25 protein-coding genes are annotated in these 24,196 nt (G+C 36.2%); 10 read left to right on the plus strand and 15 right to left on the minus strand.

All coding sequences use genetic code 11. The features are described 5' to 3' along the window. Positions 1-476: 476 nt before the first annotated feature. On the minus strand, positions 477-1,838 hold the full coding sequence (locus DEX24_RS03800; protein WP_109305069.1) for an aspartate kinase: 1,362 nt from the start codon (positions 1,836-1,838) through the stop codon (positions 477-479). Between the two features lie 445 nt (positions 1,839-2,283). Beyond that, the gene (locus DEX24_RS03805; protein WP_109305070.1) at positions 2,284-2,484 is read right to left on the minus strand and encodes a zinc-finger domain-containing protein; all 201 of its coding nucleotides are present in this window, start codon (positions 2,482-2,484) and stop codon (positions 2,284-2,286) included. A 90-nt stretch (positions 2,485-2,574) separates the two neighbouring features. On the opposite strand from DEX24_RS03805, the gene DEX24_RS03810 reads away from it, so the two are divergent. Next, positions 2,575-2,961 carry a ribonuclease HI family protein gene (locus DEX24_RS03810; protein WP_109305071.1) on the plus strand — a complete coding sequence of 129 codons (387 nt, stop codon included), beginning with the start codon at positions 2,575-2,577 and terminating at the stop codon, positions 2,959-2,961. A gap of 357 nt (positions 2,962-3,318) precedes the next feature. On the opposite strand, the gene DEX24_RS03815 is transcribed toward DEX24_RS03810, so the two are convergent. The 4 genes from DEX24_RS03815 to DEX24_RS03830 form a co-directional block, all read right to left on the minus strand. Next, on the minus strand, positions 3,319-4,494 hold the full coding sequence (locus DEX24_RS03815) for an MFS transporter (protein WP_246131357.1): 1,176 nt from the start codon (positions 4,492-4,494) through the stop codon (positions 3,319-3,321). Positions 4,495-4,500: 6 nt separating this feature from the next. Beyond that, a complete protein-coding gene (locus DEX24_RS03820; protein ID WP_109305072.1) occupies positions 4,501-4,899 on the minus strand; it encodes a MarR family winged helix-turn-helix transcriptional regulator in 399 nt (132 codons plus the stop codon). A gap of 141 nt (positions 4,900-5,040) precedes the next feature. Continuing rightward, complete coding sequence (gene coaW, locus DEX24_RS03825) at positions 5,041-5,871, minus strand: type II pantothenate kinase (RefSeq protein ID WP_109305073.1); 831 nt, start codon at positions 5,869-5,871, stop codon at positions 5,041-5,043. 138 nt (positions 5,872-6,009) lie between these two features. Then, positions 6,010-6,678 (minus strand): NAD-dependent epimerase/dehydratase family protein, encoded by a 669-nt coding sequence (locus DEX24_RS03830; RefSeq protein ID WP_109305074.1) that lies wholly within the window; start codon positions 6,676-6,678, stop codon positions 6,010-6,012. Between the two features lie 205 nt (positions 6,679-6,883). Here DEX24_RS03830 and DEX24_RS03835 point away from each other — a divergent pair, with 205 nt between their 5' ends. Next, positions 6,884-7,678 carry a squalene/phytoene synthase family protein gene (locus tag DEX24_RS03835; protein WP_109305111.1) on the plus strand — a complete coding sequence of 265 codons (795 nt, stop codon included), beginning with the start codon at positions 6,884-6,886 and terminating at the stop codon, positions 7,676-7,678. A gap of 42 nt (positions 7,679-7,720) precedes the next feature. Here the strand turns inward: DEX24_RS03835 and DEX24_RS03840 are convergent, their stop codons facing one another. After that, the gene (locus DEX24_RS03840; RefSeq protein WP_109305075.1) at positions 7,721-9,265 is read right to left on the minus strand and encodes an Ig-like domain-containing protein; all 1,545 of its coding nucleotides are present in this window, start codon (positions 9,263-9,265) and stop codon (positions 7,721-7,723) included. 143 nt (positions 9,266-9,408) lie between these two features. Here DEX24_RS03840 and DEX24_RS03845 point away from each other — a divergent pair, with 143 nt between their 5' ends. Beyond that, positions 9,409-9,918, plus strand: a complete 510-nt coding sequence (locus DEX24_RS03845; RefSeq protein ID WP_109305076.1) for a hypothetical protein — start codon at positions 9,409-9,411, stop codon at positions 9,916-9,918. A 325-nt stretch (positions 9,919-10,243) separates the two neighbouring features. Here DEX24_RS03845 and DEX24_RS03850 read toward each other — a convergent pair whose 3' ends face one another. The 3 genes from DEX24_RS03850 to DEX24_RS03860 form a co-directional block, all read right to left on the minus strand. Further along, positions 10,244-10,444, minus strand: coding sequence for a hypothetical protein (locus tag DEX24_RS03850; protein WP_109305077.1), 201 nt, complete (start codon positions 10,442-10,444; stop codon positions 10,244-10,246). 376 nt (positions 10,445-10,820) lie between these two features. Continuing rightward, entirely contained in the window at positions 10,821-11,873 is a 1,053-nt protein-coding gene (locus DEX24_RS03855; protein ID WP_109305078.1) for an LLM class flavin-dependent oxidoreductase, read from the minus strand. Between the two features lie 200 nt (positions 11,874-12,073). Then, positions 12,074-12,514 carry a YaiI/YqxD family protein gene (locus DEX24_RS03860; RefSeq protein WP_109305079.1) on the minus strand — a complete coding sequence of 147 codons (441 nt, stop codon included), beginning with the start codon at positions 12,512-12,514 and terminating at the stop codon, positions 12,074-12,076. 193 nt (positions 12,515-12,707) lie between these two features. On the opposite strand from DEX24_RS03860, the gene gdhA reads away from it, so the two are divergent. The 6 genes from gdhA to pepF all read left to right on the plus strand — a co-directional run bounded on the left by gdhA (position 12,708) and on the right by pepF (position 19,016). After that, entirely contained in the window at positions 12,708-14,075 is a 1,368-nt protein-coding gene (gene gdhA, locus DEX24_RS03865) for an NADP-specific glutamate dehydrogenase (RefSeq protein ID WP_109305080.1), read from the plus strand. Positions 14,076-14,209: 134 nt separating this feature from the next. Beyond that, the gene (locus DEX24_RS03870) at positions 14,210-14,902 is read left to right on the plus strand and encodes a phosphoribosylaminoimidazolesuccinocarboxamide synthase (RefSeq protein WP_109305081.1); all 693 of its coding nucleotides are present in this window, start codon (positions 14,210-14,212) and stop codon (positions 14,900-14,902) included. 136 nt (positions 14,903-15,038) lie between these two features. Beyond that, positions 15,039-15,671 (plus strand): LysE family translocator, encoded by a 633-nt coding sequence (locus DEX24_RS03875; RefSeq protein ID WP_109305082.1) that lies wholly within the window; start codon positions 15,039-15,041, stop codon positions 15,669-15,671. 100 nt (positions 15,672-15,771) lie between these two features. Further along, positions 15,772-16,479 (plus strand): pseudouridine synthase, encoded by a 708-nt coding sequence (locus tag DEX24_RS03880; protein ID WP_109305083.1) that lies wholly within the window; start codon positions 15,772-15,774, stop codon positions 16,477-16,479. Between the two features lie 128 nt (positions 16,480-16,607). After that, complete coding sequence (gene psiE, locus DEX24_RS03885; RefSeq protein ID WP_109305084.1) at positions 16,608-17,063, plus strand: phosphate-starvation-inducible protein PsiE; 456 nt, start codon at positions 16,608-16,610, stop codon at positions 17,061-17,063. 144 nt (positions 17,064-17,207) lie between these two features. Continuing rightward, positions 17,208-19,016 (plus strand): oligoendopeptidase F, encoded by a 1,809-nt coding sequence (gene pepF, locus DEX24_RS03890; protein ID WP_109305085.1) that lies wholly within the window; start codon positions 17,208-17,210, stop codon positions 19,014-19,016. 335 nt (positions 19,017-19,351) lie between these two features. Here the strand turns inward: pepF and DEX24_RS03895 are convergent, their stop codons facing one another. The 3 genes from DEX24_RS03895 to DEX24_RS03905 are packed head-to-tail and all read right to left on the minus strand — an operon-like array spanning position 19,352 to position 21,571. Next, positions 19,352-20,161 (minus strand): MetQ/NlpA family ABC transporter substrate-binding protein, encoded by an 810-nt coding sequence (locus DEX24_RS03895; protein WP_109305086.1) that lies wholly within the window; start codon positions 20,159-20,161, stop codon positions 19,352-19,354. 8 nt (positions 20,162-20,169) lie between these two features. Continuing rightward, positions 20,170-20,832, minus strand: a complete 663-nt coding sequence (locus DEX24_RS03900; protein ID WP_109305087.1) for a methionine ABC transporter permease — start codon at positions 20,830-20,832, stop codon at positions 20,170-20,172. Further along, a complete protein-coding gene (locus DEX24_RS03905; RefSeq protein WP_109305088.1) occupies positions 20,825-21,571 on the minus strand; it encodes a methionine ABC transporter ATP-binding protein in 747 nt (248 codons plus the stop codon). Before DEX24_RS03905 ends, DEX24_RS03900 begins: the two co-directional genes overlap by 8 nt. A 336-nt stretch (positions 21,572-21,907) precedes the next feature. Between DEX24_RS03905 and DEX24_RS03910 the strand changes: the two genes are divergently transcribed. Next, positions 21,908-22,261: a DDE-type integrase/transposase/recombinase gene (locus DEX24_RS03910; protein ID WP_109305089.1), complete on the plus strand. Its 354-nt coding sequence runs from the start codon at positions 21,908-21,910 to the stop codon at positions 22,259-22,261. 299 nt (positions 22,262-22,560) lie between these two features. Here the strand turns inward: DEX24_RS03910 and DEX24_RS03915 are convergent, their stop codons facing one another. After that, positions 22,561-23,229 (minus strand): TerC family protein, encoded by a 669-nt coding sequence (locus tag DEX24_RS03915; protein ID WP_109305090.1) that lies wholly within the window; start codon positions 23,227-23,229, stop codon positions 22,561-22,563. A 147-nt stretch (positions 23,230-23,376) separates the two neighbouring features. Next, on the minus strand, positions 23,377-24,192 hold the full coding sequence (locus DEX24_RS03920; protein ID WP_109305091.1) for a sulfurtransferase: 816 nt from the start codon (positions 24,190-24,192) through the stop codon (positions 23,377-23,379). Between the last annotated feature and the right edge of the window lie 4 nt (positions 24,193-24,196).

A 24,196-nucleotide genomic window follows, 5' to 3' on the forward strand; every position in this document is an offset into this window, starting at 1 on the left:
TTTAAATTATTGTAAAATTTTAAATAGTATGATTAAAAATGGTATTCTCTCTTGCGTTAGCTACACGATATAACTCCCTCCACTGACAAACCATATTCCTCCTCATGTCAACTAAGTGAAGCAAGCTGAAATTGGACCGCAAATATCATGTCACGATTTAGAGTAATAGTGTCACGATCCCTTACTTTAGAAATGGATGGTCGTTATTTATATTTTTTCACTAAAACCCAGTTTTGTGACCATAGAAAAAACTACATCCGCATAATACGAATATAGTTCGTAATTCAACACAATACTTGCAATAGGATTGTCTCTGTAGCAAATATTGTGGAATGGAATGAAATGGAGCACAGATGTAAACGGCTCTCTTTGTACTTTATTACTACCTTCTAAAATCCATTTAATAACCAAAATAGCACAAAAAATAAGAGTTAGCGCTGTTGTGGTCGCTAACTCTTTTGTCCTTACTTATTATTTCAAACAGATACAGCAGAAAAGAATTCTTCGTACAGTTCCTTCAAAATTTCATTTTCGTATTTTTGAAGAACACCAAATGATAGTGAGACCTCAGAAGATCCTTGGTTAATCATTTCGATATTAGCACCTGTTCTAGCGATAGCGGTAGCTGCACTCGCTGCTAAACCAGTCTTATACTTCATTCCTTCACCTACTACAACAATCATTGAAAAACCGTGTCGGAAATTAACATCATCCGCATAAAGTTCTTCTGTAACTCGTTGTAGAATACGATTTTCCTTCGCCTCATCTAATTGGAAACTACGAATGATTACCGAAATATCATCTAATCCAGAAGGCGTATGCTCGTATGATATACCTTCTTCTTCTAATATTTGTAGTAATTTACGTCCAAAACCAATTTCACGATTCATCAAATATTTAGATACATACAAAATCGAGAAGCCCGAATCTGCAGAAATTCCTGTAACCGCACGTTTACTTGCATCGCGCTTTGGCATAATATGTGTACCTGGTGCCGACGGATTATTCGTATTCTTGATATTCACAGGGATACCTTGCTTTACGACGGGCATTAATGCTTCATCATGAAACACTGAAAATCCAGCATATGATAATTCTCGCATTTCTCTATACGTAATTTCTACGATTTCAGCTGGACTATTGACAACTTTTGGATTGGCACTAAATACACAGTCCACATCCGTAAAGTTTTCATACAGTTCCGCTCCGACAGCCGCAGCTAAAATAGCACCCGTTATATCGGAGCCCCCCCTATCAAAAGTACGCAACTGACCGGCTGTTGTAAAACCAAAGAAACCTGGGAATACGATAATTTCAGCTGCATTTTTTAGTGCACTTAACTGATCGTAGGCTTGAGAAATAGCCATCGTACGTTCTGGTGCGTCATTGACGACTAAACCATCTTTAGGACTAACATAACGTGCGGCCATACCAATGCTATTAAAATAAGCAGCAATCATCTTCGCATTATTATCCTCACCCGAAGCTTTTAATAGATCAAATACTTTTTCTACAGATGCTGTTGCCACATCTTTGCAGCGCTGTTGTAAGTCTTCTTTTATCATTTCACAAATCTTCTGATCTAAGCCTAAACCTGCTGCATTGTCTTCGTAACGTTGTAAGACTGCTGCGAGCTTATCATCAACTGGCTGTTTTGCAATAATCGCTTCTGCCACGTCAATGAGTAAATCCGTCACCTTGACGTCATCAGAATGTCTTTTACCTGGAGCTGATACAACGACGATACGCCTTGAAGCATCCGACTGAATAATCGATGCTACTTTTTTAATTTGTTCTGCGCTTGCTACGGATGTTCCACCAAATTTACATACCTTCATGTTATCAGATCCTTACTTAGTCTTTTTGTGTTTTTAAGAAAAACAAATGTATCTTCACAGTGTACAAATTAATCGTGTGTTAGTCAATATTAATTGCTACTATAACACGAAAAATTCTTAAATAGTCGAATATTCAATCAATTTAACTAAAAATTGTTCTTAAACAGATAAAAGAGCCTGGAACAGAACAAAAATAGTATGTCTCACATACGAGTAATCAAATCAATAAATCAATTGAACGCGCAGAAAACGACTCCTGCGGGAATAGTATGAGCTGAAAATCCCACAGGAACGTAGTGACGATGCCGTTGCCGTTTGAAGCCATGTTCGCGGAAAGCGTTTTTCGAAGCGGACATGGCTTGAATTGAATAATCCCATATGATTTCGAAAAATCATACGGGATTTTCTCTGTTGAAAATATGTTTGTCTCAGGCTCTTTAATTTATTATTTGTTTTTAGTATGTGTTTTTAATAGTTCCTGTCCTAAAAATTGGAGCTGTTCGCCAACGGTGCATGTTTCGATACAAAATCGATGCGCATTTGCTTTCCCTTGATCTTTACGAAGCTGTTTTTTCACAAAACATCCCTCGCAAAATTGTTCCGTTAAGTCATCAATATCTTGCACAATTGTCGTGAAATCAAGCAAAAAATTCACCTCTATATACTATTATTTTTCTATTCTACTACTGTCCTATGTTATGATGCAAGTATTCATAATTTTAGAGGGCGGTGGCATATGTTAGAGATTTATGTAGACGGTGCGAGTGCAGGTAATCCTGGACTAAGCGGGATCGGGATCTTCATAAAAGGGGAAGGTCAGTCACTGCAAATAAGTGAGGCGATTGGACAATCGGATAATCACACAGCCGAATTCATCGCTATGATTAGAGGTTTGCAAGAAGCACAGCGGCTCGGCAGTACTTTTGTATCGGTGCGTAGCGATTCAAAAATCGTAGTTGCTTCTATTGAAAAGAGACATGCTAAACACTTTAAAGAATTAGTAGCACAAGTTCTTGAACTAGTCGATTCTTTTGAGCTATTTTTCATCAAATGGGTTCCAAGCGATCAAAATAGAGCAGCCGACAATTTAGCTAGGCAGGGCATCCAAAAAAATAAGCACTAGTTTTTGAACAGTATAGCATTTCACTCTTTTTATACATACTAAAACAAGAGGCCTGAGACAGAACAAAAATAGTATGTCTCACATACAAATAATCAAATCAATTGAACGCGCAGAAAACCCCATAAGAACGCAGTGACGAGGCATTTGAAGCCGTGTCCGCGGAAAGTGTTTTTCGCAGCGGAAATGGCTTCAAATGAATAATCCCGTATGATTTCGAAAAATCATACGGGATTTTCTCTGTTGAAAATACGTTTGTCTTAGGCCTCTTGTTTTTGCATTCTATTCGTAACATATTGAAATATGATACTTTCTATCAAATAGCAACCCACCTGTTTTTAAATGAACTTATTTACTTTGCTAAGTTGTTTGATTCTTCGTTAGTTTATTTTGCGTTAAAAAATAAATCATTGCACCAATTACTAAGACCACCGCAGACACATAATAAATTTGTGCAAAGCCATAATGTACTGAAATTGCACCTAAAATTGCTGAACCACCAGCAATACCAATATCAAATATTGTAAAGAAAGTGGCTGTTGCATAGCCTGAGCGGTGAACATCTGTACTTTGAACACTCATCGCTTGGAAACTTGGAACGAGTGCCCCATACCCTAGACCGATTAGCAAACCAGCTAGTAAAAATGAACTCATATTCGTCATGAGACCCATAATGATTAAACCGATTATAAAAATAAAAAAACCTGGTACAATAATATATTTCGGTCCTTTTGTATCATAAATTTTACCTGTAAATGGACGTGATAATAGCATAGCTGCTGCAAAAACAACATAAAATAAGGATGCGTACGCTAACAAATCTTTTTCCTGTGCATAAATCGTCAAATAAGATAATACACCCGAGTAGGAAAAGGCAACAAAACCTCCGAGTAAAGCAACTGGTAGTACTTTTCTTTCAACTAAATCACTCCAAGTAAATGTGAGTTTTGGTTTTTCAACGTGCTTATTTGCGGGTAATTTTATCGATAGTGCACAGATAGCACCCAGTAAAACAACAGCCGACATCACGATAAATAAAAGATCAAATGTAACATATTGAACGATTAATAACGCTACGAAAGGTCCGAGAACAATTGCTAAATTCTGTGACATCGAAAAATAGCCAAGGCCCTGTCCACGTCTTGCTGGGGGTACAATATCTGCAGCAATTGAATTATTTGCAGTCGTTAAAATACTAAAGGCAATTCCTTGGATAAAACGCAATAGTAATAAGAGTAGGAATGGTTTTATAAAAATATATAAGACCGTTGTTGCTAAGTATAATAATATACTAATTATAAGCATTTTTCGTTTACCGATAATGTCTAAAACCTTGCCAGTAAAAGGTCTTGTCACGATCGCTGATAGTAGAAAAACAGTTAGCAGGAGACCTGCATCACTGCTATTTCTATGTAATTCTCCAGTAGCATATAATGGCAAAACATTAATGAGACCATAAAACACAAAAAACACACTCATATTTGTAAAAAATAAACTCAGAAAACGTTTTGTCCATATTTTTGAATCAGCTGTCAATATCGGTCACCCTTTCAATTTCTGTAGCAACAGTTCAAATTGTGCCACTTCCTCCTTTGTTAGACCTTTAGCAAAATTATTCTCGTATTGTTCAATTTCTTTTTTCACTTCATCATATTTATCTTTTCCTGCTTGCGTGAGTGATACTCTTTTCAAGCGTCGATCCTCTCCTGGCTCATGCTGTAATAAGCCTCGATCCACGAGACGATTGACGGTGCGAGTAGTTGTTGGTGCTTCCACATTCAAATATTTCCAAATTTCTGTCAATGTCATGACGCCGTGTTTTTCAATCGTAAATAACACAGACCACTGAGCACTGAAAAGATCATGTTTTTTTAATACATGATTTGCACCTGTCGTAAATTCTCGTGTTTTTTGCAATAAATTATGAAAAAATAAATTCATTTTAAATACCTCCGAATAATTGTTTACCTAGGTAAACAATATAGTTATTTTAGTCCTCTTTGATTCTTTTGTAAATGGTAGTTATCTTCCAAAGCATAACAAAAAGTAGTTACTCTCCGAGGAAGCAACTACTTTTTCATCTTATTGATCAAGACTTTTCAAAGCTCCGACAGCACCACTGAAGCCATGGTCATTTAAGAATACAGGGGTTTTCTTTTTCAAAATTGTATATTCTTCAATAACATCCTTCAGTACATCATGGTCGGTTAGAGTTGTGCCAATATAAATAATAACATCTGCTTCATGCTGCTCTGATAATTGTATACTTAGTGTCGTGATTACTTCACCTACTAAACGAGCAACGGACGCAAGCATATTATCATTTGAATGTTGCTGTGGTTTCTTAATCCCTATTTTACCAAAATTACTCGCTGTTTGTTCAGGAGATAATGGTGCTGGTATTTCAAGCCCTTGAAATATATCTTCCACTAATAAATCAATGCTTTTCCGATTCCCTCTGCTAGCACTTTCACTAATATCATCATAATTGTACATGCCTGTTAATAGCGCGCCAAGACCAATTAATGTACCACCACCAACACCTGTGCCACCTGCCCTAAATGATGTATTACCACGCATATAGTGAATAGATGTTCCTGAACCAATATTCGTAATAATCGCTTGGTCGAAATGATGATTTTCTTTTTTCAGCAAATGACGTACACCTAACAAAGTTGCTTCAAATTCAACAACATAATTTATGTTATACGGCTTCGACATAAGCTCTTTAAATTGCTCTGCTCGACCACCTGTAATACCAATTACTGCTATGTCTTTGAATTGTTCAACAAAAGCCACTACTTCTGCCATTTTATAAGAGGGGTAGTGTTTTAATATGAGTTGCTCATGCTCATCTATATATGCTAATTTCGTTAGCGTGCCACCTGCGTCTATACCAATTTCTTTAACCATCGTATTCTCCTTTGAAAAACAGTCGTATGTATTTCGTATATAAATATGCTATCAGTGAAATAATAGCGTTTTCAAGACAAATAAACAACATAAAACTCTAAAAAAAGAAAAACCTTTCTTATTATGAAAGGTCACTATTTATTTTGTTGCTGCTATTTCTTGTAATTTTTTTGCTGGATACGTAGTGACACCCTGTTGGGGATTATGTGCAATTTTCAACATAGCTGTGGCTACATCCACCGCTTCAATTCCTAATTTCGCGCTAATTGGTTTACGCGTAATTTTGGTTATCCCTCTTAATAATGCAGTTGATATACTTTCTGCAAATCGAAATTCTAAGCGATCGCCCATCAGTAGAGAGGGATGAATAAATGCTAGACTGTTAAATGGGATTTTTCGCAATCCAGCTTCTAGTTGACCTTTCATTTTTGAATAGGCAAATGGTGAATTTTCACCATTATTTGGTGCACTTATGATAATGAATTGTTGCGCACCCTGTTCGAATGTTTTCTTGGCTAGGTCAATCGGATAATCTCGGTCAACCAAATTCATCGCTGTTCTTGTTTTCGCTTTTTTAATCGTTGTGCCTAAACAACAAAAAACATCATCCACTTTTAAATAAGAGGAAACTTCCTCTAAATTATTAAAATCACATACTACTTCTACAAGTTTTGGATGTCGTTGGGCGATAGAACGTCGCACTAATACCATGATCTGATCATAATGATCGTCTTGGAGCAATTGATGCAGTAATAAATTGCCTACTAATCCACTAGAACCCGCAATTAAAGCCATTTTCCCTGGCATATTCCCATCCTCATTTCGTTCAATTTATAGCTGTAGTTTACCATTAGTTACAAACTACATACACTTCTAACCACTTCAATTTCATAATTCACCATTTTTAGTTTTTCATTTTGCCCAGAATGAAGTACGATAGTAATGTAGATAAACTTAACCAATCGGAGGTCTTTTATTCGTGCCTGATCATAAACAATTAACAAAAGAAGCAATGGCCATTTTAAAAGCCACAAGTCGTACCTTTTTCATCCCAATAACTTTTCTAGAAAAAGACATGAAAACAACTGTCGCAATGGCCTATCTTTGCATGCGAGCTATCGACGAAATTGAGGATCATGAGGCGATACCAGTTGAAGAAAAAGCAGATATGCTTCGTAAAACAGCGGCATTATTGAAGGTTCAACCCTTTGATTCGGTTGCTTATGCTGACGTTATTCATAGCTATCATGATATTTTACCGGAAGTGACTCTTCGACTGCATGACTGGCTCTATTTAACGCCAGAAGGTATTCGAACACAAGTAGCTGCATCTTGTGCTGAAATGGCAGAGGGAATGGCAAAATGGGCTCTAAAACAATGGGTTTGTCATACGCGTGAAGATTTAGATGATTACACCTATTATGTAGCAGGTTTAGTCGGTGTTATGTTGTCAGATGTTTGGCGTTGGGGAGCCGGTATCGAAACTGATCGTGAATTAGCCATTGGTTATGGTCGAGGCTTACAAGCAGTGAATATTTTACGTAATCAAGAAGAAGATGCTGCGCGTGGTGTCAACTATATGCCCGATGATTGGACACGTGATGATCTATTTACCTTTGCTGAGGAAAATTTAGCTAAAGCAGATGCATACAATGCGTCCATTAAAAAACGTAGTATTTTAATGTTCTGTAAAATCCCATTAGCTCTTGCTCATAAAACATTAGCAACGATGCAAAAAGGTCACGACAAAATGACACGTCAAGAAGTAGAACAAACTGTCGCTGAGGTAGATCGCACGACAAAATAACAATGGAAACGACTACTCTCACGAGTAATCGTCTCCATTTTTTTATTTGATTTGTATACTAACTTTTTTCGTCACTTGGTTGGCTGAACGTATAGTAATCGTCGTTTGCCCTTTTGAGACCCCTTTGACACTACCTGTCTTAGACACTGTTGCTATCTTTTTATTAGCACTACTGTATGAAAGTTTTTTGTTTTTTGCAGTAGTTGGTTGTACCGTAGCTTTTATTTTTATACGTTGTCCTTTTTTCACGCTTACATTCTTTGTTGTTTTAATCAATTTAACGATTGATGGGTCCTCAATAACTGTAATTTTGACATTTAATTTATTGTCATTTGTCATTCTTGCATAGTAAACACCTATTTTTCTCGCTATAAATGTATTAGGCGATCGTTTGCTAATTACTTTTTTATCCTTCGTTGAAAATGAAAAATCTGTATCATTCGATGACGTCCAAAATACTGCATCACTTGAATAATTATAATCACGTTTACTTTTTATGGAGAATTTTTCATCTTTAAAAACAGTCATATTGTCTTGAACGGCTATTTCTGGTAGTGATTTTTGCAAGTCAAATAGCGTGATTTTATATTCTATATAAGTAACTTGTCCTTCTTTTTGCAAGCCATCAATATGGATTGTCCACTGATCACCTGCTTTATAATGAATAACATCGCTATTCGGCCTCCAAACAATTGCCTGTAGTTTCCCATAACCAGAAGGACTCACACTGTAATGCTCATTTTTTTTTAGTTTTTCTGAATCAATTGTGATTTGCTGGCCTGTCCTACTATTCGTCATCTGAATAATTGGTTTGTCGAGCGAATAACTCGCACCTAATGATAACGAGAAGGGTAAATCATTTGGACTATATTGAATCGGCATATTTTCTGGTGGCCAGGCAATTTTTATTTCACCATCTACATACTTTGCGGCATTGCGTTCTAGTTGATCTATTGTCCAGTTATATACTGTCGGCAATTCCTTATTTACTGTCGAAATATGATCAAAAACATAGAGTGCTGTATAATGCTTTACTTGCCCAAATCCAACTGCCTGTAAAGTCGGATCCAGTAGCCATTTCCGATGACCAACTACCTCGATATTGGAAGCATCTTCATCGTACATATAACCTGTCATAATGGACTGTACAATATTTTGATAGCCAAACCCAATATTGCTACTACGAGCGGCATGTTTTCCTTTTTTAAATAAAAGATCTTCGCTAGACATCCCTTGGGGTGGCGTCAAATAATGAGAAAACTGATGTCCGCGATTCATTATGTATGAGGCAGATTGCGCTAAATCTGAATAATTTTCATTTTCACTAACTGCTGGTAAGCCACTTAATAAGCGTATAAAATTCAGCATATTTAGCGCAGAATCATTCATTGTTTTTCCAGGATCATTGACACTTGGCTGCTTTTTATATGGCTGTACTTTTGTAAACTCAAAAGGCATTGTTTCAATAAAACGAATAATTTCTTTGTCCGTTGGCACAGGGCGTTCTAATCCTTCTGCTTGAACAGATAATGTAGTAAAAAACAGTACGCTGCATAAAAATAGTAGTAAAGTTATAATTTTATTCATAATAAAACCTCTTTCTTAGTCAATAAACACTATCATAACATATTGATTATGTCTGTCACTAGATTGTCTTATACGTCTAGCAAGATAATTAATAGTTGCTTATGCTAATATAGTAGTATTGAATATTAAAGGAGATTTACGTCATGTTAAATAACGCTGAAATCCAAGAGTATATAAATACACAACCCAAATATAAAGGCTCGGAAGTTGCGCAGGTTGATTCAAAATCCGCAATTGGAGCAAGCCATCTGCTCTATAAACGTGGTTCAGATAAAATGATTTTCATTAAAATTGATGAGACGCTTGTTCGCGCAGGCGACAAAAAAAACAAGAATATTGCACCGATTCAATCGGTATCAGAAGTAGCGGTTTTTTCTTTTCATGCCTTTTCAAAAGCACAGTTTGAAAAATTCGCTTTGGCTCGTCAATACACTTTCACATCAGATGATGGTGATACTTTAGTGTTAAAAACATGGTTATCTACTGTTGAATTGCTTGCGGTTATTCCGAAAAAGCTGAATGTCGAAGTAATCGATCATAAGTGGTATGAAAAAATTGTCGGATTCCGCTCGAAAAATCCATTGAAAATGACAGCGGCTATCGTAATTTATGGTGGGGTACTCGCTTTATTAGCCAATTGGTTACTATTCTAAAAAACATAAAAAAAGCTAGCTCGTATAAATTAATACAAGCTGGCTTTTTTATGGTTCTATTATATATGTTGGGGTATCGAAACAACTCATGTTTTAGACACTTAGAGATAGCAAAAGCTTTCCGTTATTCAAATGGCTTTTAGAAGGAATTAATAACAAAACGAAATACATAGGACTCTAAACGATTTGATCCGTTTAGAGCGAAAATTTTATTAACAGTAAAGAGTAAGGAAGTTGGTTTACATCTGAGCTAAATGAAAAAAGGCGAATGAAATTAAATAACCCATTTCATTCACCCCAATAATTGACACAGAGCTTTTTTATTTTAGATGACAACATTATTAATTAATACTGTAAATACGATGGCAAGCAATGCAACCATATAAACGAGGAACCAATTTATTAACAATCTACTTCTTGAGATGACTCGTTTTTTATACTGTTGGAAAAAACGAACAAAAAGTGCGATGAGAACAACTAAAATGACAAGCATGATAGCAATTAATAAAATAGTATTCATTTCCATAAAATCACATTCCTTTCCTTTACTTATTTCTATTCCCTATATAATACCATGTTTTTTAGTTTTATCTATTAAAAAACACCAAAAAACATGAAAAACTGCTCATTCCCATGCTTTTTCGGTATCATTTAGACAAAATTAAGCTGTTTTACATATCAAAACAAGTGTATAGTAGTCATCTTGAATAAACCCTTCTACTAATTCAATCCTACAATCAATTTCTGAGAATAACTCAGCAAATATACTGGATAGAACAACATGATCTATCGAACCACAAGTAATTCACTACTCTTATTGGTTTTAAATGCTACAACAGAAGTTTTTTATTGTAGATATTACATGGCTACTATCATTTTAGAATAGCCATACGAAGCCACTGCTACTTTTGTGTATATTTTTTAATATCGGGCATTATTTTTGTTGCAATTAGTTCGATGTTTTTCATTATTTTATCGAATGGTACACCACCAAAATCAATTTGAGCTAAAAATCGTTGATGACCAAATAACTCATATTGATAAAGCATTTTCTCTATTATTTGCTGTGGACTACCAATCATTAATGCATCACGATAATCTACAGATTCAGTAAACTGTTGTTGGGGGTATCCACCACCTCTTAACGCCTTCATCCCTTCATTTAAATGGGGATAATATTCGCGTAAAGCATCTTGAGAATTTTCAGCTGTATACATTAAACTGGTTGTCGAAATCGGCAATTCTTCCCAATCAAAACCACTACGCTGCGCCGCTTCACGATAAGCATCCACCGCTATTTTAAAGTTTGATGCGGGTCCTCCAAGTGTTGTCAGCATCATTGGTATGCCTGCATAACCCGCTTTAATCGCCGAAGCTGGTGGTCCACCAACTGCTCGCCAAATCGGTAGTTTTCCATCCTGTGGTTGCGGTAATATAGAAGCATTATTTAATGGTGCTCGAAATTTCCCTTGCCAAGTTATCGATTTTTCTTCATTTATTTGAGTGAGCAATTTTAGTTTTTCTTCAAAAAGTTCTTCATAATCACGTACATCATAACCCAATAAATCATAGGCCCCTACACGTGAGCCACGCCCTGCAACAATCTCTGCACGACCATTGGAGAGTAAATCGAGTGTGGCAAAATCTTCGTAGACACGCACAGGGTCAGAAACACTTAATACTGTAGCTGAACTTGCAATTTTAATATTTTTGGTTGCCTGTGCAACCGCGCCTAAAATAACAGTATGGGCTTGTGTTGTGAAATTTGCTTGATGGCTCTCCCCTACAGCAAAAACGTCTAGTCCTGCTTCATCCGCCAATTGACTGGCCTCGATTAATTCAGCTATCCGTTGCTGTGCACTAATACGTGAGCCTGTAATTGGATTGATTACATGATCACCAATCGAGTAAATACCAAATTCCATTCCCTGTTCTTTATTGATTCTATTTTTCATATGTCAAACTCCCTTCACTACCGTCTCTACTAAATGTACTACCCTGTGTTTTAAAAATCAAAGAAAACATCTTGATTTCAAGATGTTTTCTTACATTACCTATTAATGAACTCCTATTCACTTATCTAGAATGCATAAATATATATTTACGTGAGATTGGTTTAATCTAATATTGATATCATTCAGCGTAGAAAAAACGTTTATTTTGCTCGTTCACAAAGTTGATAAAAATTTTTTTCGTATATTTTATTGACGTCTTTATCCCGCTTTTTTGGTCCTTTTGTCCGACCACCAGCCTGCCTGATTTTTTGACCAAGATGTCTAGTAAAGAGTAATTGGTCTATATTTTCTTGTGTGAATTCTCGTCCATTTTGGTCGATTACTAAAGCATTTTTCGCAAGTGCCATAGCTGCCAATCCATAGTCCTGTGTCACAACGATGTCACCCTTCTCAACGTCTTTCAATAAGGCGAAATCTACTGCATCTGCACCTTTTGAGATGATTTTAGTGACAATTCCCTCAACGGAAATCTCATGTGAGGTATCACAATAAATGACCACTTCAAAATCAAATTTTTTCGCGATATTTACCGTTTGAGATACGACAGGACAACCATCCGCATCGATGTTAACTTTTACCATATACTTATATCAGCTCCTTCATAAATCCCTCTCTATTATACATCATTTTGTCAGGTAGCTGTTATACAATAGATACCGCTTTCATGAATATTTATACATATTTTATGAATAAATATAAAAAACACGCAATTGAAAAATTTCAATTTATTCGCTATAGTTATCAGCATAGTTAAAAATAAATGGGGGTTTTAGTATGGTAACAGTAAATAATGATCAAATTGCAATTGAGTATATCGATGGTGTATATAATAAGCTTCAACAAAGCCACTCACACGAACCAGAATTTTTACAAGCAGTGAAAGAAATCATCTATTCTCTTAAACCTGTTTTTGCACAACGTCCAGAATATATGAAAATGAGTTTACTTGAGCGTATTGTCGAACCAGAGCGTGTCGTAAAATTCCGCGTAGCTTGGCAAGACGACAGTGGTAAAGTACAAGTTAACCGTGGTTTCCGCGTACAATATAGCTCTGCTATTGGACCATATAAAGGGGGCTTACGCTTCCACCCATCCGTAAATGAAAGCATCGTGAAATTCCTTGGATTCGAACAAATTTTCAAAAACTCACTAACAGGACAACCAATTGGTGGTGCTAAAGGGGGATCTGATTTTGATCCAAAAGGAAAATCAGATTCAGAAATCATGCGTTTCTGTCAGGCCTTTATGACTGAATTACATAAATATATTGGACCTCATGAAGATGTGCCTGCTGGGGATATCGGCGTTGGCGCTCGCGAAATCGGCTTTCTATTCGGACAATACAATCGAATTAAAGCTGCCTACCAACCTGGCGTAATTACAGGTAAATTACCGCGCTTCGGGGGTTCACTAGCACGTAAAGAAGCGACAGGCTACGGTACAGTCTACTTCGTTCAAGAAATGTTAAAAGAAATAAATGAATCCTTTGAAGGACAAACGGTGGTCGTTTCTGGTTCTGGTAATGTTTCAACGTATGCAATTGAAAAAGCACAGCAACTTGGTGCAACAGTCGTAGCTTGTTCGGATTCAAATGGTTTTATTTATGATCCACAAGGTATTAATCTTGATACAGTAAAAGATATTAAAGAAGTTCGTGCAGCGCGTATTAAAGAATACATTGATGTTCACCCTCATGCTACTTATACAGAAAATTGCAACAAAATTTGGACAGTGAAATGTGATATTGCTCTTCCTTGTGCTACTCAAAACGAAATAGATGAGCAGTCAGCTCAACTATTAATCACCAATGGCGTCAAAGCAATTGGTGAAGGTGCCAATATGCCATCTACATTAGAAGCAATTAATATTTACTTTAAAAACAATGTGTTATTTGCACCAGCAAAAGCAGCAAATGCTGGTGGAGTTGCTGTATCTGCACTTGAAATGGCACAAAATAGTATGCGTCTTTTCTGGTCATTTGAGGAAGTTGATGAAAAACTTCAAGAAATTATGATTAATATTTACAATAATAGTCGTGAAGCAGCAAAAGAATTTGGTCACGAAAACAATTTATTGATCGGAGCCAATATTGCTGGTTTCATCAAAGTTGCTGATGCTATGATTGCACAAGGCGTTATTTAATCATTCGTCTTTACATTAATAAACACTCATTTTAAATGAGTGTTTATTTTTTTGTAGCCAAAAAGACGAATATTATGATATATTACAGATGAAAACAATCGCTTTTAAACTTTTTTCTAGGAGGAATTTTAACGATGAAACTTACATACGAAGGCAAAACAAAAGATGTCTATGAATTACAGGATGGTTTATTTTTACTAAAATTTAAAGATGATGTTACTGGAGAAAATGGTGTATTTGATCCAGGAGCCAACACCGTTGGTTTAACGATTGATGGCGCGGGTCGTGCTGGCTTAAGCCTTACTACTTTTTTTTATGAAAAACTAAACGCTGCTGGTATTCCTACTCATTTCGTTTCTTCTTCTATTAATGACGCAACAATGACAGTTAAACCTGCGACTGTTTTTGGTAACGGACTTGAAGTTATTTGTCGTTTTCGAGCTGTCGGAAGTTTCTTAAAACGTTTTGGGGCCTACGTTAAAGAAGGACAGACACTTGATTCTTTTGTAGAAGTAACAATTAAAGATGATGATCGTTTGGACCCACCTATCTCACAAGATGCCCTAGAGATGTTACATATCCTGACAGAAGGTGAGTATGCTGTACTTAAAACAATGACTCAGGAAATAGCTCAATTCGTAAAAGCTGAATTAGCTAAAAAAGGGTTAGAGTTATATGACATCAAATTGGAGTTTGGTCGCGATTCACAAACAAATGAGCTTATTCTAATCGATGAAATATCTGGTGGTAATATGCGTGCGTATAAAGATGGGCACTGTATCGAGCCACTTGAATTGGAAAAATTAATGATGGCTACAATAAAATAGCACAACATTATTATCTACATTATTTACAAACCGACGTCATTTTTGTCGGTTTTTTTTTTGTATTTACCAATAGCATGGAAAATGATTTCCAATCGTTTATACTAAATAAAAATCATTTGATCAAGGAGTGTTTCCAATGCTCAGTCATTTTTTACTCTTTTCTATTACTAGTTTTCTTTTAATAATCGTACCTGGACCTGATACCGCTGTTACGACACGCAACACATTATTACATGGCCGAAAAGGTGGAATTCAAACAACCATTGGTACTTGTTTAGCTATTAGCATTCATACGACTGCTGCAGCTATTGGACTTTCTGCCATTATTATGAAATCCGCTCTCGCCTTTTCAATTTTCAAGTATCTTGGAGCAGCTTACTTACTTTTTATGGGCTATAAAGCTTTTCGCGCGATGCGTCAACAAAAACCACTCCCTCAAGTTGCCGAGGCAAGTGAAACACCCTATAGTAAAAAATCATTGATTGCCCAAGGTTTTTATACGAATATTTTAAATCCGAAAGTCGCTGTATTTTTCTTAACATTTTTCCCTCAATTTGTTTTACCTCACACGAATACGACACTGTCTTTCCTCGGACTTGGATTATTGTATATTACTATTAAATTTGTATGGTTCTTGACATATATCTATATTATTAATACAATTCGAATTTGGATTCAAAAACCAGCTGTACAAGCGGCTATGGATGGTATGACTGGTGCAATATTTGTCGCTTTTGGCATTAAACTTGCATTGGAAAAATCTCACTAAATTACACCCCTTCTTATATTAATTTGCATATCGAAAAATAATTTGCTATCGTTCATAGAGTAGAAACTTGAATAGAAATTTCAGACAGGGTGAATAAATGATGCGTATTAATAAATTTATGAGTGAATCTGGTAAATCCTCACGCAGAGGTGCAGATAAGTTAGTGGAAGAAGGCCGTATTACAATCAATGGAGAACTTGCTGTTATGGGGAGTAAGGTAGAACCTGGTGACGTCGTCTTTTTTGATGGTGAAGAAGTATCTATTTCAACTGATTACGTCTATTTAGTTTTAAATAAACCAATCGGGATTACAAGTACAACGGAAAGACATATTAAGGGCAATGTTGTTGATTATGTAAATCATGAACAACGTATTTTCCATATTGGCCGTCTGGATAAAGACTCTGAAGGTCTATTACTTCTAACAAATGATGGTGATATCGTCAATGAAATCCTTCGTGAAGAGAATGGTCATGATAAGGAGTATATTGTCAGTGTTGACCGCCTAATCTCTGAAGATTTTCTCTATGATATGGCCAATGGCGTTGAAATTTTAGATACTGTTACAAAACCTTGTAAAGTAGAACAGCTTTCTGATTTTGCTTTCAAAATAACTTTGCAACAAGGTCTAAACCGTCAAATCCGTAGAATGTGTAATGCACTAGGTTATTCTGTCTATGGTTTACAGCGTATTCGTATTATGAATATTCATTTAGAGAACTTACCATTAGGTCAATGGCGTGAGCTAACAACTGACGAACGTCAAGAAATGTTCCGCTTGTTAGATTACAGCCCAAAATCTTGGTAGTTATGACTGAAGCAAATCATATTGCTTCAGTTTTTTTATTTTTATCAGAATATTCACAAATTATTAATATTATCGTATATATTTTTCCTGTATAATAAATAAAAACCTATAAGGGGGTCGTTGAATCGATGAAAAAAGTATTGGAAGACTCAAATTCTTATTTCAAAAGAGTTCCGCAACTTTTACAAATTATTTTAAACTGTAGCCTCATTATTTTAGCGACAATTCTTTCTATTTTATTGATCAAAGAACTTTGGCAATTCATAATCATTCTATGGCAGGACAATGCCAAGAGCTCAGCAGATTTTCTCCAAAATATTCTTGTCTTTTTCATCTACTTTGAATTTATAACGATGATTGTTAAATACTTTAAAGAGGACTACCATTTCCCTCTTCGTTATTTTATATATATTGGTATAACAGCGATGTTGCGCCTAATCATTATTGAACACCATAATCCATGGGCGACATTAGCATATGCTCTCGTCATTTTGGCGCTTATTATCGGCTATTTCATCATTAATATTACACCACTTGAGCGTCCGAAACGCGATAGTATCTTCACAAATAGAAAAATAAAGTAGTTTAGAGGATATGGCGTTCTATAGCTGCCCTATCCTTTTTTCATTCTTATTATTCTAAAGTTTCTAAATCATTAAAAATGTATTATACTACTTATATACTTCGATTTACGAAGAATACTGGATACATATCAAGGAGGAATTTTTATGCATGCACGTTTTCCATTACGTAAAGATGTACCAACCGATGAAAAATGGGATTTATCCTATTTAGTAAAAGACGAAGCGCAATTTGAAGCGTCGTTACAACAATTAGGACAAGATGTAGATGCTTTCGTCACAAAATGGCAGGGAAAAATAACAACTGCTCAAGATGTGGCACAAGCTATCATTGAATCTGAGAAACTATCAGAAGGTTTTGTCACATTAGGTAGCTATGCTGAATTGGATGCTGAAACAGATCAAACCAATGATGTTGCTCAAATACGTGTTGGGAATTATGGTAATTTCGCTTCTAAAGCCGGTAGTAAATTATCATTTGTTAACAGTGAAATTTTAGCACTGACAAATGACGTGTTAGAAGAAGCCATTACCATTGCACCAAACTACACACATTATATTAATCTCTTAATAAAGAAAAAAGCACATCAATTACATCCAGAGGCTGAGCGTACAATTGCAGCGCTCTCAGAAACATTGAATGCACCCTACTCACTTTATAACACAGCAAAATTAGTAGATTTACAATTTGAAAATTTTGAAGTGAATGGCAAAAGCTATCCATTAAACTATAATTTATTTGAAGGTGATTGGGAATTAGAAGTCGATACTGATGTACGCCGTGCGGCATTCGACTCGTTCTCACAACAAGTAAAGCACTATTTACACACAACTGCAAAAACATATAGCACACATGTTCAGCAAGAAAAAACGCTCTCTGAACTTCGTGGTTATGATTCTGTTTTCGACTACTTATTAGATGAACAAGAAGTAGACCGTGATTTATATAATCGTCAAATTGATGTAACAATGAAAGAATTAGCACCTCATATGCGTCGCTATGCAAAATTACTACAAAAAGTCCATGGTCTTGAAAAAATGACTTTTGCTGACTTGAAAATCTCGTTAGATCCAGAATTTGAACCATCTATTACTGTTGAACAATCACGAAAATACTTAAATGATGCGCTCGGTGTAATGGGTGAAGATTATTTACAAATGATTTCAGATTCCTTTGACCAACGTTGGATTGATTTTGCCAAAAATGAAGGCAAATCAACTGGTGCATTTTGTGCAAGCCCATATGGCTCTCACTCGTATATTTTAATCTCTTGGACGAGCCGTATGAATGAAGTATTTGTTTTAGCGCATGAATTAGGTCATGCCGGACATTTCCGTAATTCAAATCGTGCTCAAACTTTATATAATAGTGAATCATCTACTTATTTTGTAGAAGCACCATCTACGATGAATGAAATGCTCATGGCTAACCATTTATTGAGCACCTCAAAAGATGCACGCTTCAAACGTTGGGTAATTTCTTCAATCGTTGCACGCACATACTACCATAACTTCGTAACACATTTACTAGAAGCAGCATTTCAGCGTAAAGTCTATGAAATCGTCGATGCTGGTGGTAGTTTAACTGCTTCGAAATTAAATGATTTAAAACGCTCTGTCCTTGAAGAATTCTGGGGAGATGCCGTCGAAATAAATGATGGTGCTGAACTTACTTGGATGCGCCAACCACATTACTATATGGGCTTATACCCTTATACGTACAGTGCCGGTCTTACGATTTCAACTGAAGTATCACAACGCATTCTAAAAGAAGGAAAACCGGCTGTAGCTGATTGGTTAGCCACACTAAAAGCTGGCGGTACAAAAACGCCCGTGGAACTAGCACAAATGGCAGGTGTCGATATTACAACGGATCAACCGCTGCAAAATACTATTGCCTTTATCGGTGACATGATTGAGCAGTTGGAGCAACTGACTGCAGAAATTGCGCAGTAATTAGCCTTATTAATTAAATAAAGCATCGAAATCGATTATTGATTTCGATGCTTTTCTTGTATTTCATGACAACAGTGAAGTGTGCGGAAGTCGCTTCACTCTATACTAGCAAGCATGTATTCAGCCTTTGACAATTCGTTATGAAAAACAATCCGTTTGCACATTGATATTTTTCTCGCTCCTGTAATCCATACGCCTTTTCATTTCCCGAGCCCAAAATCTAGTTAATATCATGATTACATAATTATTTAACACATTCTCTCCAGAAAATAGCAGGTAAATCTATCTAAAAAAGACGACGAAATAGTGATTTCGTCGTCTTTTTCATTTATTCATTAAAAGGCAGGTGTTGCTGTTTCATCATATTTTTCTTCTAAAAACTGACGAACTTTTTCACTCGTCATTGCTTTTTTTAGTTTTTTTATAGCATCTGAATCCTTATTATCTTCGCGAGCTACAAGCTGCAATGCATATTCATTGCCCGCTCCCTCCGTCATAATAGCATCTTTTTTGGGCGTCAAACCAAGTGGCGCTGCATATGCTGGATACATCACAACTGCATCCGCTTCATCATACATACGTGCCAACATTAACAAATCTACTTCTTTGAATTTCAAGTTTTTCTTATTATCTACTACATCTTTTATCGTGTAATAAGTATCTGTTTTTTCTTTTAATGTAATGGCTTTATTTGCTTTTAGTAATTGTAATGTTCGATCAATATTTGATAAGTCATTTGCTATTGCTATAGTTGCGCCTGTTGGTAATGCTGCCCACGATTTATATTTCTTCGAATAAATACCGAAGTTTGGGAAGTAAATTTGTTCTAGTGCAACAAGCTTTGAACCATTTGCTTTATTGTATTCTTCCATGAATGGTTTGTGTTGGAAAAAGTTCGCATCGACTTCTTTGTTGGCTAATGCCGTATTCGGTTGGACATTATCGCTTAATACGACAATCTCTAAATCGATATTCTCCTTTGCTAGCAGCGGTTTTGTTTGCTCCAAAATTTCCGTCATGGGCGGGATTAAAGAAGCTACTTTTAATACTGTTTTTTCGTCGCTCTCTTTTTTCTCTTCTTTGCTGCCGCAAGCACCTAGTGCCAATACAATAATTGCTGTGAATAAGATAATGATTTTCTTCATTTTTCTACCTACCTTTTGTCTATTTTTTGTGCAATCGTCGTTCCAATAATTTGGATACTTTGCACGAGTATGATCATAATGATAATCATATACATCATTAAATCTGTTTTGAATTGTTGATAGCCATATCGAATAGCAAAATCACCTATTCCTCCACCACCAACAACGCCCATAATCGTTGAATACGATATGAAGCTAATCGTCGAAGTTGTTAAACCTAATACAAGTCCTGAGCGTGCTTCAACAAATAAGAATTTGACGATAATATCACTTACCGAGGCTCCCATCGATTTAGCTGCTTCAATGACACCTCTTGGAACATCGAGCAAAGACTGTTCAACCAAACGGGAATAATGAGCAATTGCAATAATCGCTAATGGCACCATGGCAGCAGTTGTCCCGATTGCCGTTCCGAGTAGCAAGCGAGTAAATGGAATTAAAAACACAACAAGTAATAAAAACGGGAAGGAACGGATACTATTAACTATCAAACTTACCACTATATAGATATAGCGATTTTCTGCTAACCGTCCTTTTTGAGTACTATATAATAATGTTCCCACGGGTAAACCAACAATAATAGCCGCTAGAACAGATGCACCCACCATCATAAATGTTTCCAGAATGGCTTTAATAATTTCTGTTTGATATAAGAGCAGGTTTTCAGGCATCGCTTTGTTCTCCTCGCTGTAACTCATCTACAAAGGTTTGAGGATGGCGGTTAATACTCTTCACACCTTTTGGTACAATTCCCACTGTTTCATACACTTGACCATCCGCAAGCACACAGACGCGTTCACAAATGCTTTTAATGACATTCATCTCATGACTAACGATGACGATTGTGACACCCAATGTATTATTAATCGATTGTAGCACTGCTAAAATTTCTGCTGTCGTCGTTGGATCCAATGATGATGTCGGTTCGTCGCATAGTAAAATCCGTGGTTTATTCGCTAACGCTCTTGCGATGGCAACTCGTTGTTTTTGGCCTCCACTTAATTGTCTCGGATAACTATCACGCATGTTTTCTAACGCGACAAAGCGCAAACACTCTTCCACGCGTTCACGACGCTGTTCTTTCGGGTAGTTTGCTAACTTCAACGAGATATTAATATTGTCATAGACTGTTTTATTGGCTAACAAATTAAAATGTTGAAAAATCATGCCAATCGATTTTCTTGCTTTATACAATGCTGTCTGCGATAACTGTGTAAGTATTTGACCATCGACATTAACAGTACCCGAATCAGGTATTTCCAATAAATTAATGAGACGCAATAATGTAGACTTCCCTGCGCCACTCGGCCCGATTAAACCAAAAATCTCCCCTGATTGAATGGATATTGTTACGTGATCAATGGCAGTAAATTGCTCATACTTTTTACTAACATTATGTAATTCAATCATTTTCTACCCTCCAACCATTGTTTTGAAAGTTGTCACAATTCGCCTTAGTATAACGTAAGCTGCGCAAAATTTGAATGGATTTTAATACTTTTTTCTATATTCCTTCATTTTTTCTATTTTTCACTGATTAAAACTAATTTTACTATTTTATCTTATTATTCTGTTTTTTATAGACCTTAGCTCATTAAAGATGATCAAGGTATCATACGTACACAAGATGATATCCTTTTAAAGGAGCAAATTTCAACGATACATCAAACACATAAAATGTCTGGATACCCTCTCGCTTTACGCGATAAAGGCTTTCATGTAAATCATAAGAAAGTTTAGTGATTAATGTCTGAGTGGGGTATTCAATCAATTATCCGTAAAAAGCGTAGAGTATGGGCAAATCGTATATCGCGTGTATTTGATAATATGTTAGAGCACCAATTTAAAGAGTGTATAGAAAACGAGGTTGTCGTGACAGATTTTACGTATCTACCAACGAAAAATGATTTTCTCTATCTTTCGGCTATGCACGATTTATATAATAACGAGGTTGTCGCTTGGAAGTTTAGCGAACGTAACGATTTAGAGTTAGTGATGGATACGCTACAGGTATTGACGACAAAAAAAATGTGTATCGAAGCCTCCTCCATTCGGATCAAGGATTTCAATACACATCAATTAAATAGCATCAAACAATAGAACAACTTGGCATGGTAGGTAGCCATTCTCGTAAAGGAAACTGTCATGATGACGTTTGTATAGAGTCGTTCTTCTCACACTTTAAAAGTGAGTACTTGTATCTGTTACACGATAAGTCAGCAGACATAGTGAGACAAGCTGTGAAATAATATAGCTACTTCTACAACTTCCAACGCTTCCAAAAACGACTCAACCACCAGGCACCGATAGACTATCGATACCTGGTGGCTGCTTAGTCTTTTTTAGCTGTCTATTTGACAGGGCTAAGTCCATTACATCAATGTTAGACAGCTTTTTTATTATATATTTCTAGCTTGCAGTTTTTTAGTCCACAATCCTAGTAACAATAACACGATACAAAATAAAATCGGAATAATTTTAGACATGAAAGGAAATGTCCAATCGACTAAATACGAGCCATATTTATCTTCAACAACCATAGAACCGGCTGTGAAAGCAATCAAGAGTGCTCCTATCCAAATAACAATTGGGAATCGATCCATAATTTTAATAATGATTTGGCTACCAAAAATAATAATTGGGATACTAATGATTAATCCCAATACTGCAAGACCAATATGTCCATCTGCCACACCAGCAATAGCTAAAACATTATCCAAACTCATGACAAAATCTGCAATAATGATGGTACGAACAGCTGCCATCAATGTACTGCCGCCTTTAATATCTGAATCTTCACCATTGGATTTCAATAAATCCCAAGCGATATAAAATAATAATAATCCGCCGATTAGTTTTACAAAAGGAATTGCCAATATTTGTACGGCAATCACAGTTAAGACAATCCGTAAAACAATCGCGCCACCCGTTCCAATTAAGATGGCTTTCTTACGTTGTTCTGGTTTCAGTTTTCTCGTTGCAAGAGCAATCACTACTGCATTGTCACCACTAAGTACAATATCTAAAATAATAATTGATAGTACTTTATATAAAAAATCGATATCCATGCTGTTCCTTCTTCCTCACAATTATTCCTTTATTGTACTCCTTTTTTTCAAAATGAAAAGGAATACATTTGTTCTAGGCTAAAAAGAGCAATGTTAGTCAATAAAAAAGAGAAAACGCAACAGATTGCGTTTTCTCCATGATTTTCTTTATCTTTCTTCACCTGTGGCGATTGGGTAATGGGCAACCCACTCACTGTAACTACCTGTATACAATTGAATATGTTCATATCCTAACTCTGTCAATGCTGCAAATACTGGGGATGCTGATACGCCGCTGCCACAGTAGACAATAATTTTTTCTGCGGGATTTACTACTTTTTGGAGCGCATCATTCGCAAATAATCTACCCTCTTTTGCTAACTGTTCCCAGTCAAAATTACGTGCACCGGGTATATGCCCTGCTATCGGATCCATCGGTTCTACTAGCCCAATATAACGATTATGAGCACGTGCATCAAGTAGGACCTTGTCGTGTTGACCTTCGGTTACTTCCTTCACATAAGCTAGATTGACATAGAGGTCATCCTGCCAATTTAAGTTGAGTTTTGTTGGATGTTTTTCAACTTTTTTTGCATTAAATTCAAAACCTGCTGCTAGCAAACCATTCATACCATCTTCTACGACACGAACATTAGGAAATCCAGCATATGTCAATAAATAATAAGCGCGTGTTGCAAAAGGTGCACCACCTTGATCGTAAATGACGATAGCATCTTCTAGTTGCAAGCCTGAACGCTGAAAAAGAGCCTGTAATTGTTGTTTTTCTGGCATCGGATGTCGCCCACTTTGTTCCTTGTTCCTATCAGATAAGTCTTGCGTTAAATCCCAATGCAATGCTTCATCAATATGACCATTATTATACAGTTGACGACCTTCTTCTTGATCCGCCAAATTATAGCGTGCATCAATTAATACAATATCCTCATTTACTAAATCCTGTGCTGCCACAAAAACCTTCGCCATCTAC

Source organism: Kurthia sibirica, from assembly GCF_003143975.1.
GTDB lineage: Bacteria > Bacillota > Bacilli > Bacillales_A > Planococcaceae > Kurthia > Kurthia sibirica.

What these genes read in the sequence shown, in the direction of transcription:
- DEX24_RS03850 (WP_109305077.1), bottom strand. Translation starts at nt 10,444, where the DNA reads ATGGAAATGAATACTATTTTATTAATTGCTATCATGCTTGTCATTTTA.
- psiE (WP_109305084.1), top strand. Translation starts at nt 16,608, where the DNA reads ATGAAAAAAGTATTGGAAGACTCAAATTCTTATTTCAAAAGAGTTCCG.
- DEX24_RS03870 (WP_109305081.1), top strand. Translation starts at nt 14,210, where the DNA reads ATGAAACTTACATACGAAGGCAAAACAAAAGATGTCTATGAATTACAG.
- DEX24_RS03800 (WP_109305069.1), bottom strand. Translation starts at nt 1,838, where the DNA reads ATGAAGGTATGTAAATTTGGTGGAACATCCGTAGCAAGCGCAGAACAA.
- DEX24_RS03875 (WP_109305082.1), top strand. Translation starts at nt 15,039, where the DNA reads ATGCTCAGTCATTTTTTACTCTTTTCTATTACTAGTTTTCTTTTAATA.
- DEX24_RS03920 (WP_109305091.1), bottom strand. Translation starts at nt 24,192, where the DNA reads ATGGCGAAGGTTTTTGTGGCAGCACAGGATTTAGTAAATGAGGATATT.
- DEX24_RS03900 (WP_109305087.1), bottom strand. Translation starts at nt 20,832, where the DNA reads ATGCCTGAAAACCTGCTCTTATATCAAACAGAAATTATTAAAGCCATT.
- DEX24_RS03910 (WP_109305089.1), top strand. Translation starts at nt 21,908, where the DNA reads ATGTCTGAGTGGGGTATTCAATCAATTATCCGTAAAAAGCGTAGAGTA.
- gdhA (WP_109305080.1), top strand. Translation starts at nt 12,708, where the DNA reads ATGGTAACAGTAAATAATGATCAAATTGCAATTGAGTATATCGATGGT.
- pepF (WP_109305085.1), top strand. Translation starts at nt 17,208, where the DNA reads ATGCATGCACGTTTTCCATTACGTAAAGATGTACCAACCGATGAAAAA.
- DEX24_RS03845 (WP_109305076.1), top strand. Translation starts at nt 9,409, where the DNA reads ATGTTAAATAACGCTGAAATCCAAGAGTATATAAATACACAACCCAAA.
- DEX24_RS03820 (WP_109305072.1), bottom strand. Translation starts at nt 4,899, where the DNA reads ATGAATTTATTTTTTCATAATTTATTGCAAAAAACACGAGAATTTACG.
- DEX24_RS03905 (WP_109305088.1), bottom strand. Translation starts at nt 21,571, where the DNA reads ATGATTGAATTACATAATGTTAGTAAAAAGTATGAGCAATTTACTGCC.
- DEX24_RS03835 (WP_109305111.1), top strand. Translation starts at nt 6,884, where the DNA reads ATGGCCATTTTAAAAGCCACAAGTCGTACCTTTTTCATCCCAATAACT.
- DEX24_RS03880 (WP_109305083.1), top strand. Translation starts at nt 15,772, where the DNA reads ATGCGTATTAATAAATTTATGAGTGAATCTGGTAAATCCTCACGCAGA.
- DEX24_RS03915 (WP_109305090.1), bottom strand. Translation starts at nt 23,229, where the DNA reads ATGGATATCGATTTTTTATATAAAGTACTATCAATTATTATTTTAGAT.
- coaW (WP_109305073.1), bottom strand. Translation starts at nt 5,871, where the DNA reads ATGGTTAAAGAAATTGGTATAGACGCAGGTGGCACGCTAACGAAATTA.
- DEX24_RS03840 (WP_109305075.1), bottom strand. Translation starts at nt 9,265, where the DNA reads ATGAATAAAATTATAACTTTACTACTATTTTTATGCAGCGTACTGTTT.
- DEX24_RS03855 (WP_109305078.1), bottom strand. Translation starts at nt 11,873, where the DNA reads ATGAAAAATAGAATCAATAAAGAACAGGGAATGGAATTTGGTATTTAC.
- DEX24_RS03895 (WP_109305086.1), bottom strand. Translation starts at nt 20,161, where the DNA reads ATGAAGAAAATCATTATCTTATTCACAGCAATTATTGTATTGGCACTA.
- DEX24_RS03830 (WP_109305074.1), bottom strand. Translation starts at nt 6,678, where the DNA reads ATGCCAGGGAAAATGGCTTTAATTGCGGGTTCTAGTGGATTAGTAGGC.
- DEX24_RS03810 (WP_109305071.1), top strand. Translation starts at nt 2,575, where the DNA reads ATGTTAGAGATTTATGTAGACGGTGCGAGTGCAGGTAATCCTGGACTA.
- DEX24_RS03860 (WP_109305079.1), bottom strand. Translation starts at nt 12,514, where the DNA reads ATGGTAAAAGTTAACATCGATGCGGATGGTTGTCCTGTCGTATCTCAA.